The organism is Celerinatantimonas sediminis (assembly GCF_046054195.1).
Lineage (GTDB): Bacteria > Pseudomonadota > Gammaproteobacteria > Enterobacterales > Celerinatantimonadaceae > Celerinatantimonas.
This window is the reverse complement of sequence record NZ_JBEQCS010000006.1, coordinates 107746-124378: the sequence shown is the minus strand read 5'-3', so window position 1 is coordinate 124378 and position 16633 is coordinate 107746. Positions and strand designations below refer to the sequence as shown.

14 protein-coding genes, 1 tRNA gene and 1 riboswitch are annotated in these 16633 nt (G+C 41.9%); of the genes, 7 read left to right on the top strand and 8 right to left on the bottom strand.

All coding sequences use genetic code 11. The annotated features are described in order from the left end of the window. Window positions 1-276: 276 nt before the first annotated feature. Window positions 277-684: an H-NS family histone-like protein gene (locus ABTQ23_RS09300; protein WP_408615428.1), complete on the bottom strand. Its 408-nt coding sequence runs from the start codon at window positions 682-684 to the stop codon at window positions 277-279. Between the two features lie 203 nt (window positions 685-887). Further along, window positions 888-1065, top strand: a riboswitch (Lysine riboswitch). Between the two features lie 51 nt (window positions 1066-1116). Here ABTQ23_RS09300 and ABTQ23_RS09295 point away from each other — a divergent pair. The 4 genes from ABTQ23_RS09295 (at window position 1117) to ABTQ23_RS09280 (ending at window position 4817) form a co-directional block, all read left to right on the top strand. Then, a complete protein-coding gene (locus ABTQ23_RS09295) occupies window positions 1117-2709 on the top strand; it encodes a Na+/H+ antiporter NhaC family protein (RefSeq protein ID WP_408615427.1) in 1593 nt (530 codons plus the stop codon). Between the two features lie 46 nt (window positions 2710-2755). After that, complete coding sequence (locus ABTQ23_RS09290; RefSeq protein WP_408615426.1) at window positions 2756-3352, top strand: thymidine kinase; 597 nt, start codon at window positions 2756-2758, stop codon at window positions 3350-3352. An 89-nt stretch (window positions 3353-3441) separates the two neighbouring features. Then, window positions 3442-4407 (top strand): patatin-like phospholipase RssA, encoded by a 966-nt coding sequence (gene rssA / locus ABTQ23_RS09285; protein ID WP_408615425.1) that lies wholly within the window; start codon window positions 3442-3444, stop codon window positions 4405-4407. A 128-nt stretch (window positions 4408-4535) separates the two neighbouring features. Further along, on the top strand, window positions 4536-4817 hold the full coding sequence (locus ABTQ23_RS09280) for a YfcZ/YiiS family protein (protein WP_408615424.1): 282 nt from the start codon (window positions 4536-4538) through the stop codon (window positions 4815-4817). Between the two features lie 113 nt (window positions 4818-4930). Here ABTQ23_RS09280 and ABTQ23_RS09275 read toward each other — a convergent pair whose 3' ends face one another. Genes ABTQ23_RS09275 through ABTQ23_RS09250 form a run of 6 tightly spaced genes read right to left on the bottom strand, consistent with a single transcriptional unit; the run spans window position 4931 to window position 11707 of the window. Next, entirely contained in the window at window positions 4931-6571 is a 1641-nt protein-coding gene (locus ABTQ23_RS09275) for a BatD family protein (protein ID WP_408615423.1), read from the bottom strand. After that, complete coding sequence (locus ABTQ23_RS09270) at window positions 6568-8412, bottom strand: vWA domain-containing protein (protein WP_408615422.1); 1845 nt, start codon at window positions 8410-8412, stop codon at window positions 6568-6570. The genes ABTQ23_RS09275 and ABTQ23_RS09270 overlap by 4 nt, the downstream gene beginning before the upstream one ends. Continuing rightward, window positions 8412-9398 carry a VWA domain-containing protein gene (locus ABTQ23_RS09265; protein ID WP_408615421.1) on the bottom strand — a complete coding sequence of 329 codons (987 nt, stop codon included), beginning with the start codon at window positions 9396-9398 and terminating at the stop codon, window positions 8412-8414. The genes ABTQ23_RS09270 and ABTQ23_RS09265 overlap by 1 nt, the downstream gene beginning before the upstream one ends. Further along, on the bottom strand, window positions 9391-9864 hold the full coding sequence (locus ABTQ23_RS09260; protein ID WP_408615419.1) for a DUF4381 domain-containing protein: 474 nt from the start codon (window positions 9862-9864) through the stop codon (window positions 9391-9393). The genes ABTQ23_RS09265 and ABTQ23_RS09260 overlap by 8 nt, the downstream gene beginning before the upstream one ends. Then, complete coding sequence (locus tag ABTQ23_RS09255; RefSeq protein ID WP_408615417.1) at window positions 9851-10750, bottom strand: DUF58 domain-containing protein; 900 nt, start codon at window positions 10748-10750, stop codon at window positions 9851-9853. Before ABTQ23_RS09255 ends, ABTQ23_RS09260 begins: the two co-directional genes overlap by 14 nt. Then, window positions 10751-11707, bottom strand: coding sequence for an AAA family ATPase (locus ABTQ23_RS09250; RefSeq protein ID WP_408615416.1), 957 nt, complete (start codon window positions 11705-11707; stop codon window positions 10751-10753). Between the two features lie 529 nt (window positions 11708-12236). Between ABTQ23_RS09250 and ABTQ23_RS09245 the strand changes: the two genes are divergently transcribed. Continuing rightward, complete coding sequence (locus ABTQ23_RS09245) at window positions 12237-12731, top strand: hypothetical protein (RefSeq protein WP_408615415.1); 495 nt, start codon at window positions 12237-12239, stop codon at window positions 12729-12731. Between the two features lie 137 nt (window positions 12732-12868). Here ABTQ23_RS09245 and ABTQ23_RS09240 read toward each other — a convergent pair. Next, window positions 12869-12945: transfer RNA gene (locus tag ABTQ23_RS09240), tRNA-Pro, on the bottom strand. 256 nt (window positions 12946-13201) lie between these two features. On the opposite strand from ABTQ23_RS09240, the gene ABTQ23_RS09235 reads away from it, so the two are divergent. Together ABTQ23_RS09235 and ABTQ23_RS09230 are read left to right on the top strand one after the other, a co-directional pair. Beyond that, window positions 13202-15655, top strand: a complete 2454-nt coding sequence (locus tag ABTQ23_RS09235; RefSeq protein ID WP_408615414.1) for an EAL domain-containing protein — start codon at window positions 13202-13204, stop codon at window positions 15653-15655. A gap of 66 nt (window positions 15656-15721) precedes the next feature. Beyond that, on the top strand, window positions 15722-16624 hold the full coding sequence (locus ABTQ23_RS09230) for an RluA family pseudouridine synthase (protein ID WP_408615413.1): 903 nt from the start codon (window positions 15722-15724) through the stop codon (window positions 16622-16624). The last annotated feature ends 9 nt before the right edge of the window (window positions 16625-16633 follow it).

The following is a 16633-nucleotide window of genomic DNA, read 5'->3' as shown; positions in this document are numbered from 1 at the left end:
TAGAAAATACAACTGAGTTGTTAGTATTAATAATAATTAGTGAGTTAAAAATGCGAATTTGGATCACTTATTAACAAAATAATTTTTATAATTGGCATAATATATGTAATAAGCTATCGATTAATAACGGCAATGATAGGGAAGGTTGGCTGATATCCACACGATGTAAGATAGCAATTGTGAAAGATGTTAATGTCTTTGATGGGTGGCTTTTTTAGTTTGTTGATAAAATAAAAAAGCCGACACTCTGCCGGCTTTTTCAAAAGGCTTAGATGATTAGATTAAAAAGTCATCTTTAGTTTTGCCTTCATTATCGATTGCGTGTTGGATAACTGCTGGCGTACGTCCTTGACCAGTCCAAGTTTTTTCCACGCCATCTTCAATATAACGATATTTAGGAGGCAGAGGCGCGCGTTTACGACGACCAGGAGTAGCAGCTTTTGATTCAAAAACTTCTACTAATTCTGAAGGATCAATTCCGTCCTGTTCCATCATTTCTTTATATTGTTTAAGCTTTTCAAGTTTAGCTTGTTCTTGAGCTTGACGAGTTTGTTCAATATCACGACGTTCTTGAACAATTGCATCCAATTTGCTCAAGGTTTCTTCCATTTGTTCCAAAGACAATTCTTTAGTAGCTGCTTTTAAGCTACGTGCATTTAAGAATGTTTTCAGGAAATCACTCATAGTTGGTTCCCACTGTTGATTAGTTACATTTGGCGCTAATAATTAAAATCCTGATAATTTTTATTCAATAAAGCTTTTTTGTCAAATTATCTTATAAAAATTTAATGTTTTATTTGCATTTATTAATAACGGTTAATAAAAAAGTTGTTCTATAACTAAAAAACTTGAATTTCTAAATTTAAGCGTTAGGATGACAGCCCAATCTTACAAGTAGAGGTGCAACTGCAATAAGTAGAGCTTTTGAGGGTGATTCCGATGAAAGAGTTCGAAAGGTGTAGTTGCCGAAGTTAAGAGATTATATCAACCATCCTTAGCTGGGCATATCGCTGAAAAAGCATATGACTGTCATAGTATAATGAACTATGGAGAGCTACTTAAAAATATATTTGCTTATTCTTTGAGTAGATCTCCTTTTAAAATTTTAGAGAGATCATGGTTTTAACTTCTTATTCAGATTCTATTTACTCTTTGCTCCCACCTGCAGTTGCTTTACTGATGGCAATATTGACGCGGCGGGTTCTACTATCGCTAGCCTGCGGAATAATTTTAGGTGCTTTGCTATTAACTCAAGGAAGTATTGTGCAAAGTTTCCAGTATATAGCAGGTATTGTGGCAGGATTAGTTTGGAGTAATGGCCACTTAAAAAGTAGTAATGTCAACATATTAGTGTTTTTAGTGTTATTAGGCGCAATGACAGCTCTGATGCAAATAAATGGATCGACCCATGCCTTTGCAAAGTGGGCTCGCAAGCGAATAAAAACGCAAAAGGGGGCATCTTTACTTACTGCACTATTATGTTTTGTCATTTTTATTGATGATTATTTTCACAGTTTGGCAGTGGGTAGCATTGCTCGGCCATTAACAGATCATGCCAACGTTTCCCGGGCAAAATTAGCTTACTTATTAGATTCAACTGCTGCTCCAATGTGTGTAATTATGCCAATTTCAAGCTGGGGAGCTTATATAATTGCGCAAATTGGTGACATTTTGCAGCATCATGGGTTTAATAACATTACGCCATTAAATGCTTTTATTGATATTATCCCATTAAATTTTTATGCAATTTTTGCCCTTATTTGTGCATTTGCCGTGGCTTATTTCAATATAAATATTGGCAGTATGGCAAAGCATGAACAAAATGCTGCTCAAGGTCAGTTATACGATACGGCTAAAGGAGCGCCCGCTGGAACATCGAGTGGCTTTGATGCGGTTATTGATGGTTCACCGTTAGGGCTGATTTTACCATTAATTATTCTCGCACTAGTTACGTTTAGCGCATTTATCGTAACTGGATATCAAGGACTTGACAGTGATGCGTCAGTCTCTTTGTTGAACATTTTAAAGCAGACCGATGTTCCCACATCATTAGTTATGGGTGGAATAGGTGGCTTATTGACTTCAATTATATTTAGCCTCTATCTCAAGGCCCGATTTAGTATTGTGAGTCGTACTCTTATAAAAGGTGCGTACTCAATGGCAGGTGCTATTTTAGTATTGTTTTTTGCCTGGACAATTGCTCAGGTGATTCATCAAGTAAATACAGGTGTTTATTTATCTAATATCGTTAAATCAGCGCATATTGCCGGGGCTTGGCTTCCTGTCATTTTATTTATTATTGCTGGGATTATGGCTTTTGCCACGGGAACAAGTTGGGGCACTTTTGGGGTGATGTTACCCATTGCTGGTGATATTGCAGGTGCTGCATACCCTGATTTGATGTTACCAGTTTTGGCTGCGGTTTTAGCGGGCTCTGTTTTTGGCGACCATTGCTCACCGATATCGGATACAACTATTCTGTCTTCAACTGGTGCTGGGTGTCATCATATCGATCACGTGACTACGCAGTTTCCATATGCATTTTTTACTGCCGCTGTGGCTGCAATTGGATATGTAGTCGTGGGCTTTAGCGAAAATGTCTTTATCGCGTTGTCGAGCGGGTTAATCTTGTTAGTCGCAGGTCTTGTGTGGTTTAATCTGCGCTCAAAGCAACAGAGCTTGTTGGCTCTTGCGCAGCGCAGTCAATAGATTTACTCAGTTAACAGATTAGCTTATTTAATATTAAAGGATTGTCATGGCCTCGTTACATTATAAATATGCAGCAATGAATTCGGGCAAATCAACGCAGCTCATTCAAGCTCATTTTAATTATATAGAACGTGGCATGACTCCTTTGGCAATGACGCCAGCGATTGACGACAGAGCTGGAAAAGGGGTTATTTCAGCGCGAATAGGTCTATCTTTAGCCGCATACTCATTTAATGCTGAAGAAGATCTATATGATTTAGTGCTCAATTGGCCTGAAAAACTGGATGTCGTCATTGTCGATGAAGCGCAGTTTTTGACAAAAGAGCAGGTTTATCAATTGGCTCATATTGTGGATGAGCTAAATATTCCCGTGATGGCCTATGGTCTTAAGACCGACTTTAAATGTGAGTTATTTGAAGGAGCTTATTATTTGTTATGCCTGGCTGATAAATTTGAAGAACTCAAAACTATCTGCTGGTGTGGTAATAAAGCCCATTTTAATGCGCGCGTTGATGAAAATGGCAATATTTTGCGAGATGGTCAACAGGTCGAAATCGGCGGGAATGAGCGTTATATCTCGTTATGTCGCAAACATTTTTTACAAGGACAGGCGTTCCCACCTGATGATCTGCCTGTAAAATAGTAATTCTAACTCAACTGTACTATTTCACTTCATTTATTTTCTGATAATCTTGTTGTCAAAGTCATCAACTTCTTAAAAGAGTAAATTTGATGAATTGGCAATATTCGTCTGCTTATCCGCGTTTAGGAATTGCTTTAGGTAGTGGAGCCGCTAAAGGGTGGGCCCATATAGGCGTGCTTGATGAACTATCGAAACTTGGTATTCAACCTCATTATATCGCTGGATGCTCTATTGGGGCGTATGTGGGGGCGGCATTTGCAAATGATCGGTTGGATGAACTTGAGCAATGGGTTCAGACATTAACCAATTGGCAAGTCGTGAAATTGCTCGATCTTGGAATTAATCAAGGTGGGTTGCTCTTAGGCAAGAAGGTATTTGCTTTAACCGAAGCTTTGTTAGGCTCTCGGCGCGTTGAAGCTTCGCGCTTACCGTTTGCTGCTGTTGCAACTGAATTATATACCGGTAGAGAGGTATGGTTAAAACGCGGCAACATGCGCCGAGCGGTGAGAGCTTCATGCGCGATGCCAGGACTTTTTTCGCCCATTCGTTGGCATGGGCGCTGGCTCATTGATGGCGCCGTATCAAACCCTGTTCCAGTATCATTATGCCGAGCGATGGGAGCCAGCCATGTGATTGCCGTCGATTTACAGGCCAATCGAATCGGTGAGAATGCAATCGCAAATTCTCCTATTTTATTAGAAGATCGCCGAGTTCCGACAGAGGTCCTTGAGCGCCAAGAATCGTTGTTTGCACGGGCGATGGGAGTTGGACAAGGATATTTTCAATCGGTTGTTGATAAGATTGGGCGCCATAGAAAACCAAAAGATCCGACTCAACCTAATATGATGGCAGTGATGTCTGGAGCGCTTGATATTCTTGAAGATAAATTAAAGCGCTCGCGTATGGCGGGTGATCCTCCTGAAGTTTTAATTGCACCCAAAGTGGCCGATATTGGTTTAATGGAATTCTTTCGAGCCCAAGAAGCCATTGAAGCAGGGCGCCAGGCGGTGCGTAAACAGGCTGAAGTGTTAGAAATATTTCGTGCCAGAAGTTAATTTACGTATGATTAAGATTGATTTAGATCAAAAATTAATAGAGCGTCCTCGATTGTTTTGATGCATTTAATGTAGCAGAGCGTATAGTTGTAATCGGATTGATTATTGCAAACAAGAGAGGTGGTTTTATGAAATCTCAAGCAGATGAATGTTTAGCTTGTAGCTGTGTTGAAATCGGCAGCGTCATCGATGGTTCAGAATGCAGTACACCAATTGATCAGACTTTTGAAAGCCGTGATGCAGCTGAGCAGGCTCTACAGTTGTTGACAGCTAAAGTTCGTAAAGCCGAAAATGAACCCGCTCAGATTAATGTTGAGATTGCCCCTAAAGACGACCAGTTCCATCTGAATGGTGAAGTTATTTTTGGTTGTCAGGCTGAAAATTTGATTTTCCAATTGTCTCTTCGTTAATTAAATTTAGACAATTAGTTTGTATATAAGAAGCCGCTATTGATGAGCGGCTTTTTTGTTGGGTTTGAGCTGTTCTAAATAGAGCCACCTTTATGAAAAGGTGGCTTTTCATTTTAGGGGTTTAGCGGCGGCAACTGTGTTTTTGTGCGTTTTGCTGATGTACTTTGACGTTTAGCCTTATTTACCCGTTCTAAATAACTAACGCCATCCCAAGGCTCTTCACTGTTATCAGGATGCCAAGCCATTGCGGCGAGCTCGGCCAAGAGTGGCTTAAGCCGCTCTTGCATACCGCTGTCTTGATGAACTAACCACTGACGAAGTGCATGCTCTGCTTGTTTGCTTTGGCACGCTTTTGCTGCTGTGGCAAACTTTTGCCATGAATCACTTTGTTCGGGGGCTTCGTGTTCTGATTGCGGCGTTAACTTCGGTGGTGATGATTTTTTAAAATAACGCCCCCATAGCTCGCGGCCTGCCCAAATCAGACAAGTTGCAATCCATATCCAAAGCCATAGGTTCGAGCTATGAATGTTGCTTGGTGATGGGCTTTTAGTCTTATTTGTAGAAATTTTCTTGTCTGTTTGGTGTGGAGGCTCGTTTTTAGCCGGCGATGGCGCGGTTCCTGATGAGTTTGCAACATCCAACGTGATAGGTTTGATTTTACTATATTGCACTGAAGCATCATCAATATTCCACCAAGTTAATGAGCTTCCTTTAATATTGTATGTTCCTGAATGAGTTGGAATAATTGCTATCGAATAACGCCGCTGAGCGTAAAAATGATTATCTTTGATAAATAGGTGATCAACTGGTTTTTCTGGATACACTCTAAGACCCGCTGGATAATCAAATTTTATCTGCGGTAATTGGCTTAAGTCTGCATTTTGGGCCGTGATAGTGATGGTTCGCGTAATCGCTTGACCAACTTTGGGGGCTGTATTCTTCGGTGATAGTTGGTCATCAATCGTTACTTTTTGGGCACTTAACCACGGTTGGGTAAATCCATTTGGAATGGCTTGAACATCTATTCTTTGGCTTGCTCCTGTCACATCAACAGGTTCTTGAGACATGCCAAAAGAGGGATCGATAACACCAGCACTGCCAGTTAACTCTGGGCCTTTAATCGTTAGCTCGCCAACTTTTTCAGGAGTGATAAGCCAGCGGCGAGTAAGAGTACGATAGCGTTTGCCGTTGATGATTTCTGTTTGCTGTTGGTCTTTGCCAATTTGTTTGATAGTGGCGTTATCGGCAGTGGGTGAGGCAAAATCTGCATTTGAGAGGCTGGTTGCAACCAATACTTTTGCCTCATAGAGCAGTGATTGACCTACCCAAGCTGATTGGGCGAGTAATTTGGTTTGAACCAAAACCTGTTGTTGGGTTGCATTTTGACCATGGTAGGCGACGGCTTTGATGTGTATAGGTTGGGTTAGATTCCCAGCTATCGATAGTGCTGGAATCGTATAATCGCCGGCTTTTCTGGCCAACAATGTTGTCACCCATTGAGTTTGCCGGGTTATTTTTCCATTTATGCTATCAATTTGTCTACTCGTTGAGGTTGAACCTACGATAAAACCATGATGTAACAATTTTGAACGGTCAAACTCAGAAGAGGACAGAGAGGCATTTGCTGTTAGAGTTAACGTAAATGCTTTTCCGACATAAACCGGATTTTGACTCACGGTGGCGCTCACATCTTGGTTGGCCGCTTGAGCAGTTGCTGTAAAAAAAATAAATGCAAAGACAATATAGCGAATCACCAGTTTTCCTCCGTAGCTTGATGTTGACCTCTCTGGCGTTGGTACTCCATCTGCATCTGATTTTTTAGCAAAAGGCTTGGATCATTAGGAATTTGATTGAGCCATTGTTTAAGTTGTTTTTGGTCAAGATCCTGTTTTTGTTGTTTTTCCGCCGAACCACTTTGTTGATAAGCCATTGGTTTTTCCGAGTCAGGCTTACTATCGCTTTTTTTCCCAGAAGCCATTGTTGGTTGCTCTTTTTCCCTTTGTTGCTGGTTTTGGTCATTCGCTGAGGATGAATTGGCCTGGTTATGCGAATCCCTCTGATCAGGCTCTTTTGAGCGTGATGATTTATGCTCAGCGTCTTGCTGTTTGGAATTTTTCTCGGCACCTTGTTTTTGCTGATTCTGGTTAGATGCATCACTTTTCGAATCTTTACCACTTTTTTTATCGTTGTGAGCATCTGACTTGTTTGACTGCTGACTCGATTTATTATTTTGTTGCTGTTGCTGTTGCTGTTGCTGTTGAAGTAATTGTTGTACTAACTGCTGGTTATCACGGGCTTGCTGTAATTTCGGATTTTTAGCCAAGGCATCTTTATAAGCTGCAAGCGCTTTTTTATAGTGTCCCAACTGAGCATATGCATTGCCTTGATTATATAAACCAGAAGCTGAGTTATCTTTTTTAAACTCATCAAGGGCTTTTTGATATTGTCCTGCTTTATACCAAGCGCTCGCTTGCCAGTTAGGGTCTTTAAATAACGTCGCGGCTTGTTGGTAATGTTTATCTTTAAATGCTTCGTTAGCTTGTTGTGCCTGATTTTTAAATAGATCTTCTGCTTGGGCATGTGGGCTAGGGATATTTAGTAATAAAACCAATGCAATAAGAGAACTCTGCCTAAAACGGAACAACCACAAAACTAACAGCGGAAAAATGAGCCAATAACCAACATCAGCCCATTGCAACTGTTTGGATTGGGTTTGTTTGCCTTTATTACTGTAATCTAGATTGCTGAGCGCTGTGAGTCGTTCTACATCCTGATTATCTGCTCGGACCCACAAACATAAGCCGCCTGTTGATTGGCAAACAGGGGTGACATTTTTTAGCTGAACTTTGGATATCACAACATCACCTTGGCGATTTTTTAATAGTTGGCCATTGGGTTGCGTAATAGGTGAGCCTTTAGGTGAGCCAACAGCTAAAAATGAAAGGCGATAATGCTGGGTTTTTAACTCACTCATTATGCTTTGCTCGTTTAACGACTGAGTGCTATCGCCAATCACAACAATATCACCGCTTTGGTATCCGCTTTGTTTTAATAACTGAATCGCTTTGCCAACACCTGCCTTCATGTTTGAGCCTTGTACCGGCATAATCGATGGTTTGAGATGGGGAATTAAATTCGCTAACGTTGCGCTGTCGCTGCTAATTGGACTGATAATAAATCCATCTCCCGCAAAGGCGACTAATCCTGTTTCTCCGCCGTGCCATTGTTTCACTAAATCCAGAGCTTTATAACGGGCGATGTGAAGCCTGTCAGGTTTGGCGTCCGTTGCCAACATGGAATTAGACATATCTAAGACTAATACGCGCGCATTGCCACCGCTGACCGCTGTCAGATTTTTCTTTTGTATGCTGGGTCCTGATAGAGCAATACAACTAACTATCAACCACAGTCCTAGTAACCAAGGCCAGTGACGGTTCGTTTTACCTGATTTAGTTGCTAATAAATATTGCGAAATCGCTTGGGGTAAAATATTCGACCATCCTTGTTCGGCGCGTCGGCGATAGTGCCAATATAACCAGATGAGTACGATGGGAATGAGCCATAACCATTCAATTCGAGCAAAGTGAATCGGCATTAATGTCTCCCTTTTAGTGTCATCTGTGCAAATGGGGAGATTAATATCAACAGCGTGGCAATCAGTAGCGGCCAGAAATAGAGTTCCTGTTTAGGTCGATAATATTGTTTTGCGCCTTTAATGGGTTCTAACTTATCTAGTCTTTTATATATTTGAGCCATTTGTTCACTGCTTGCTGCTCGAAAATATTGGCCGTTGGTCATACTGGCTATCTGCTTTAAGAGTTTTTCATCTAAATCTTGAGATGGATTAAGCGACTGCATTCCAAATAAAGTCGGTACAGAGAAATGTCTAGCGCCAATTCCTATCGTATAGATAGTGACATGATTATCTTTGGCAACTTTTGCCGCTTGTAGTGGATCAACAACACCAGCGTTGTTTTGGCCATCTGTCAGTAAAATGAGTACACGTTGTTTGGCTGGCACTTTGAGTAGCTCTTTGACTCCTAAACCGATGGCTTCACCGATAGCAGTCTGGTTACCAACCAACCCTTGTTGCATTTGCGTCACATAGTGATGGACTGTCGTTGTGTCAAAGGTAAGCGGTGCCTGTAAATAGGCATGGTCTGCAAATAAAATGAGCCCGAGTTGGTCACCTTTGCGCTGTGTGACAAATTGCCCCAATAGATGCCTTAGTGCAACAAGTCTTGAGACTTGCTCGCCATTCCAACGCATATCGGGAATTTGCATACTGCCAGATAGGTCAACCGCAATCATCATATTGCGCCCTTGATGGGTAATAGGAACAGTTGCATCACCTAACCATTGAGGGCGAGCAAGCGCTAATAGTAATAACAGCCAAACGAGCCATTTTAACCACCACAGCGCAGGCCTTGATGGGGTTTCTCGCTCAGTAATCATATATGGCAGGCTGTAATTATAAATTGATTGAGTCTGCTTCGGGGCTTCTCGAAATAGCCAAAGGATAATAAATGGTAAAGGTGCTAAAAAAAGCAGCGGCCACCAAGCAAATGTGATGTTACCCATAATGCCTCCAACGATGGATTCGGGCATGTTTTAGCCACTGGCAAACAGCTGTTATCTGTTGCTCTGATGCTGGGCGGGGGCCGCGATATAAATCATGAATAAAGTCGTTAATGAGCATATCATCGAAATAATTTTTACCTGTTTGTGCATTTAAAAATTCAAACCAGGTTTTACCACTTAAGGACGCCACTGTTTCTCGTGGGTAATAAACTAAAGCGGTACGTTTTAGTAGTTGATTCAATTGATCTAACTGGATTGGTTGGCTCTTTAATTTCTTGATTTGATCGAGTGCCATTCTTTTATGTCTACCTGCATACCAGTATCGCCAGAGCACATATCCAATAATGGCCAGAATAATAACTATCGCACTGATAACAATCCACCAACCCGGTGCGAGTGAGCCTGTTTCAAGCGTCGATGGTACGATAATATCTTTTAAGCCTTTTAACGCATTAGAAGTACTCATGCCACTCCTTCGCTGTTGAAAGATGGTGAGAGGTCAGTCGATATTTAGAGAAAATTTGGCTTAAGTTATCTTGTCGCTGCGCCGCTAGTTGACGGTATTTTTGGACAAAGCTTTTTTGTTGCAGTGGTAACAAGCCCCGCTTTTGGTGTTGGGTAACACTGAGCGATTCAAATTGATTCTCAGGCAATTCAAACTCCAATGGGTCAGTAATTTGCCACAGAGTTAGCAAATGGCGTTTCATCCCTTGTTGCAGGCAGCTCAGATCTGCTTCTTGGTAATGATAGAAATCACTAATGATATGTACGGATGCGCCTGTAGGCAGATGCATGAGCGATTCTTGAAGGTCATGCACTTTAAGCTCAATGCTTGCAAGGTGGCTAAGCTGATTTTGATAGCGTTGACAAATTTGTTGCAGCAAAACTAACCAGTTCGAGCGGGTATGAACTAAATCCGTGTATTGCGGTTGTTGCCCTAATAGTTGCAAACCTGTGCGTTGATGTTTATCAATTGTGCTCCAGCCGATAATTGAGGCTAGTTCACAAGCCATCATCGCTTTCACTTTATTCTCTGATCCAAAAAACATACTGGCGTTGAGATCAATGGCGATAACGACTGGCCTGTCGCGCTCTTCACGAAATATTTTACTGTGCGCTTTTCCTGTTCGTGCGGTTACGCGCCAGTCAATATGGCGGATATCATCACCTGGCTGATATTGTCGAACTTCGTCAAATTCCATGCCGCTACCACGATAACGACTCAATATATGGCCCGCTTGCTGACTAAGTGTCAGCTCTTTTTTGAGCATGGCCTTAAAATGAATCAACCGACAATCCAGTAACTGGTTGAGGCTGAGTTCGATAGGGGAAGGGCGTTGCAATTGATACATTTAAGCAACACTCACATGCTCTAATAAACGTTGGATGACCATATCGCTAGTAATGCCCTGAGCAATTGCCTGATAGCTTAATAATACCCGATGGCGAAGTACGCAATTGGCCAGTTTTTGAATGTCATCAGGAGTTACAAAGTCTCGGTCTTGCAAGAATGCACAGGCCCTAGCTGCGCGGGCCAGCGAAATAGTTGCACGCGGACTCGCACCGTATTCAATCCAGTTTGCTAATGATGAATCGTAGCGTTCGCTATGCCGAGTTGCTATTACCAAATCGACAATATATTGCTTAAGTGCCGGCGCTAAATGAACGCTCATGACGGCATCGCGTAACTCGAATAACTGATCTTGAGTTAGCGGAGTCGGCTTCGTGATACTGCGATGCTGCGCTTCGGCATCATTGAGCTCTAAAATCGCTAACTCCTGCTCACTGTCAGGGTAATCTAGCTCGATTTTAAACAAAAATCGGTCTAATTGTGCCTCGGGCAGCGGATAGGTTCCTTCTTGCTCGAGCGGGTTTTGGGTCGCCATCACCATAAATAATTTGGGTAATTTATAGGTGCGTTGTCCAACCGTCACTTGATTCTCAGCCATGGCTTCAAGTAGAGCCGACTGTACTTTAGCCGGGGCTCGGTTGATTTCATCGGCGAGTAATAAATTATGGAAAATCGGACCGCGTTGAAATGCAAAGTCATTCGTTTGCATGCGGAATATATCTGTCCCAGTAATATCCGAGGGCAGAAGGTCTGGCGTAAACTGGATCCGTTGGAAATTGCCGTCGATAATATGTGAAAGCGCTTTAATTGCGCGAGTCTTAGCAAGCCCTGGAGGGCTTTCAACCAGTAAGTGACCGCCACAAAGCAGAGCGATTAATAGCTGTTCGATGAATTCTGACTGCCCTAAAACCTGTTGGTTTAAATAGTGGCGTAACGACTTAAGTTGTTGATGAGCCATCGCATCCTCATGCTTAAAGTAATAGTTGGTAATTTCTATGTGTTATTTAGTTATTTTGGCGCGGGTAAGATAGTTTTGCACTGTGAGTTTTATCATCCGCGACACTTAATGCCTTTTTACTCAATAGGTCAAGGTAAAGGTCTTTAAAATTTCAAAATAATTTAATACACATCTTTTTCAGCAACATAAAGTTTTACAGACTTTATCCAAGACAACAGAAAAACGCAAAAAGTTCCGATTTATCGAATAGATGGATAATTTTGCTGCAATTGTTTTTTCTATAAATTGCCGCTTTACGGCAAAAGCTTGCCGATTTCATTGCCTTTTATTACAAAAAATCATCGCTAAAGCCCGTGATATCTGGGTTTTTAGAAGTTGGCTCGCTGTTTGCTTTATAGGGACTGTCAACAGTATTTGAAGAGAGTCAAATATGTTGAGGATGACTTTTTGACTAAAATGTAGTCAATGAAGCTAAAGCTTTTCATGACTAGGTCGATAAGTCGTTTAGACCCTGAATGGAGGATGGACAATGCCTATAGGAAGTGCGACTGGAGCTAGTCAAGGCATCAGACAGGACCAACTGCATGGGCTAACTAAGGCCGCAGCTAAGCCTCAAGTGTCACCATCGCAAAGTCAAAAAGACGCAATGGTGGCAAAGAATTTTAGCTTCGACAAGTTAGATGCCAAGCAGTCCCCATCCGGCAGGGGTGCAACGTCGCCTTCAACACAGGTAACGTTGTCCAAATCATCAGACGCAAAGGATAGTAAACCACTTACTTACAGCAAAACTGCTATGTACAGTTCTAAACCTTATACTCCGCCAGTGCAGGATGCCAAGACCAAGGTTGAGGGTAAGGATGCTACGGCCAAAGGTGATGGGAGTAATAATCTCAAATCGTTTGCCTCCGGAGCATTAGGGCTCGATAGTGCAACGCAAAAAGAAAAGGACAGTGATTCATATCAGGTTGGCCAATTCTTAAAAGCGGCTGCGACAGTCGGTGGCATGATTGCTCTGTTTGTCTGATGAATTAAATTATCCGGATGAGTTTATGGGGGCTAAGCCCCCTTTTTTTATTTCAAAAATAGAGAGTCTCAGCTAAAAGCTGTAATCATTGATTAAAAAAGCTGAAGAAAGAGGAGGGCAAACAACAATGATCTAAATGGTCGGCGTGAGAGGATTTGAACCTCCGACCCCTTCGTCCCGAACGAAGTGCGCTACCAGACTGCGCTACACGCCGTAAAGATGGCATTATTCTTCTCCTATTTTTTATCGAGCGCAAGGGGAAAATAGCTATAAATCATTCAGTTGGTTAAATAATGACAGATCTGAAATAAAATCAAGAGCAGGGCTACATGCTCGGTAAGTTATTTTGTGTCATTGCTCTAAAACCTACATCCTTAAATTGGATATCTCTTCGCGGATCAATATTTTGGTATAAACTTATCTGTAATTCTTAACGAATCATTTATGGTGGCGCGATAAGGTATGGCGTTATGAGTGACGAAAATCTGTTGAGTCAAGTTGCAGGTTTCCCTCTTCAATGGTGTTGGGATGTACAAAATTCATCCATGACTTGCTCTGAACAGCTGCCCGCTTTACTTGGTTATCCCAAAGAGGGAAGTCTGACACTGGCGCAGTTGCTGGCGAGTGCTCAAGCAGATCAACGCGATATGCTCAAAGCGCTAGTAAGAGATGTTTATCAGAAGCACCTGACCAAAGAAGTGCGCGTTACCATTAGTACCGAAAAGCAGCGCTTTGTGGCTTTATTGTGTGTTTGGCACGATGTAAGTGAGCCTCATCTTATTCAGGGCACCGTTGAGGTGTTAATCAACATCCCTTCTGAGCAGATTGAGTTTGAACTTCTTCACTATTTGTTTGTGAAGGCGCATGTTGGCATGTTGGTACTGGATGCCAAGCAGCGGATCCTCATGGCTAATCAAGAGTTTTGTCGTTCCACGGGATTTGAAGCCAATGAATTGCTGGGGGTTTCTGCTGAGCTATTTGGTGGCAATGACGCTGACCCTCAGATGTATCAACGCATCTGGCTGGCGGTTGATAAAAAAGGATTTTGGAGTGGCGAGCTGCTTGCTCGTGATAAACAGGGGCTGACCTTTGTGCACGAGTTAACACTGCAGCGCATTCAGGTTCGCTCTGAGAAAAGCTGTTTTTATGTGGCTATTTCTAAACGCCTCGATGCGGCAATGACTCGAATTGATAATGAGCCCGAAAATCCAGAGGATATGCTCGCTCCTGATTCCTCTTCTAAATTATTAGCAGTGGCAGAATTTAAACAGAAGCTGAATCAACATTTTACTCAACTTCCAGGGGACCGAACGATGGTCCTGGTTGTCTTTCAACCCTATTTTTCTAAAAACATTAGTACATCCATGAGCCATTGGCTGATTGGTAATCGGCTGCTTGCTTTGCCCAATGAGATGGAGATCGGCGTATTGAGCCAAGATCTCTTTGCTGGCTTTTTTATTGTTCCACGAAATTTAGGCGTAATTCATCAGCAATTACAGGTGCTAATGAATGCAATTTGTAAAGATGATGAACAGCTGGGTGAAATCAATGATATCGACATTAAAGTATCGCTTGGCGTGTCAATTTTAGGAACGGATGCCATATCAACGACGCAATTGATGAGCCATGCCAGTCAAGCATTGGTTGGAAGTCGGGAGCGCGGCTCATCATCGATTATCTATTTTGATAATCGGCTACAGAAAAAAATGGACAGTAAGCAGGTATTATCGCGGTTATTAGATAAAGCGATATCTGCGAATCAAATTGATGTCTTTTATCAGCCAATTATTGACCTGCGTACACTCAATATCACTAAATTTGAAGCGTTATTTCGGGTTAATCTTGATACTAAATTACCGTATAACACTCAGGAACTGATTCAACTTGCGGAGGAAAATGGCTGGATTGATAGAATTGATTTAGCGGTCACCCGCAAAGGATTAATCGATCTGTTATCTATTCAGGAGCATTTTAAGGACCCTGCTATACAATTATCGGTAAACCGTTCAATGCGCAACGACCGGCTGTCACATTGCTGTCTTGAAGACACTTTGAAAGTGATTATGGATGCGCGAATTGATCCTAAATTAGTGACGGTGGAGTTAACCGAATCTTCCTTTTTAGCCGATGTTGACCGACAGATGGTTTGGATTGAGAGGCTCAAAAAAGAAGGGATTGAAATTGCAATCGATGACTTCGGGACTGGCTATTCTTCGTTTTCTTATCTTTTGAATCTGCCGATTAATCTCATTAAAATCGACCGCAGCTTTGTTATGGACCTTAAAATGGGCTCTAACGCCTATATGATGATTGAAATGGTCACATCTTTGGTTCATCGCATGGGAGGAAAAGTTGTGGCTGAAGGGGTCGAAACTGCTGAGATTTTGCATATGATATCCCTTGCGAAAGTTGATTATGCACAAGGGTATTTGTTTGCTAAACCGATTAGCTTAACCGATATCTTGGCTGGAAAATTGCCGCATAATTTTGCTCAGCATCAGCCCGTTTTGTCGTCATCCAACGTGCGCAGCGCTCGCGATATTATGTTGCGTGAGTTCCCAAGAGTGAGTTTGGATCATAAATTAGGTACAGTCCTTGAGAAAATGCGTAACCACCCGAGCAATTTCTGGGTAGTCATTGAAGAAGGCCAGTGCCGCGGCATTTTGCGTGATGCAGATATTAATGCTGCCATCAGTCCTTATTTGGAGACTGATTCAGAGCAAAAACGTGATGTGCTGACTTTGAATAGACGCGTCCATCAAATTCTAAAAAAAGGTGGATATGAAAGCCTAAATCAAACGAGTGAAGTCGATATTATTAAACGAGCTTTTCAAAACCCTGAAAACAAACTTGTGGTTGTAACTGGTGACACTGGTGGATGTGTTGGAATTATTACGCCAGACATTCTTTTCCAGAATCTATAAATTTCATATCAGTGTGGTGTCTTTATCTTTATAATTCCCCCATCATTTTTTGCCTAGATTTTGTCTGTGCTGACTCGTTTTGATGTAAAAATTCCCAGTCGCTGGAATGGCTTAGTGCTTTATCAAGTGCTGGCGCAGTGCCTTCCTATCGCTGATTTAACTCTCTGGCAGAAACGTTGGTGGGATAAGCTTGTTTTAGTTGATGATTTAATAATGCCTCTAGAAGAACCCGTTTTTCAGGGGCAAAAGCTGACTTATTGGGTCGAAAATTACCAAGAACCTTCAGTGCCAACTAACTGGCAGTTAATCTGGGAAGATGACGAGTTGCTGGTGGTCGATAAACCCGCATTATTACCTGTGAGTCGAACAACTCGTAATCCGACACAGCATTTAATTGGTTTAGTTCAGCAATCTGGATTTGCTGATGCCCATCTTATACACCGAATCGATATAGAAACCTCAGGACTGATCGTTTTAGCAAAGACCAAACAAGCGGCTCAATATTGGCAGCCAAGGCTTAAAGAGTTGTTAGTTGAGAAAGTCTACCATGCGAGAGTTTGGGGAAATCCTGTTTGGGATAGCCAACATGTTGAGTGTCAATTAAGCACGGTGAAAGACAGTGATATTCGTTGCCAGATGCATGTTGTGACGAGTGCTGGGCAAAAGTCGATTAGCGATTTTAAGGTTCTCAACCGCTATGGTGATCAGAGCATCGTTGAATGTAAGCTGACAACTGGGCGTAAACACCAAATCCGCGCTCAGTTAAACTGGCTTGGCCACCCCATTGTTGGAGACAAGATCTACTCTTTTCATGGGAAATTTTATCTAAAAAGATTAGATAATGGTCTTTCTGTCGCAGACTTGACTATACTTGGAGCCAATCATCAGCAATTATTGGCTTATCAAATTACTTTAGTAAAGAATAATTCTATTTTTACGATTCATTCTTCAACTAAATTGCAAGGTTGAAAAAAGTAT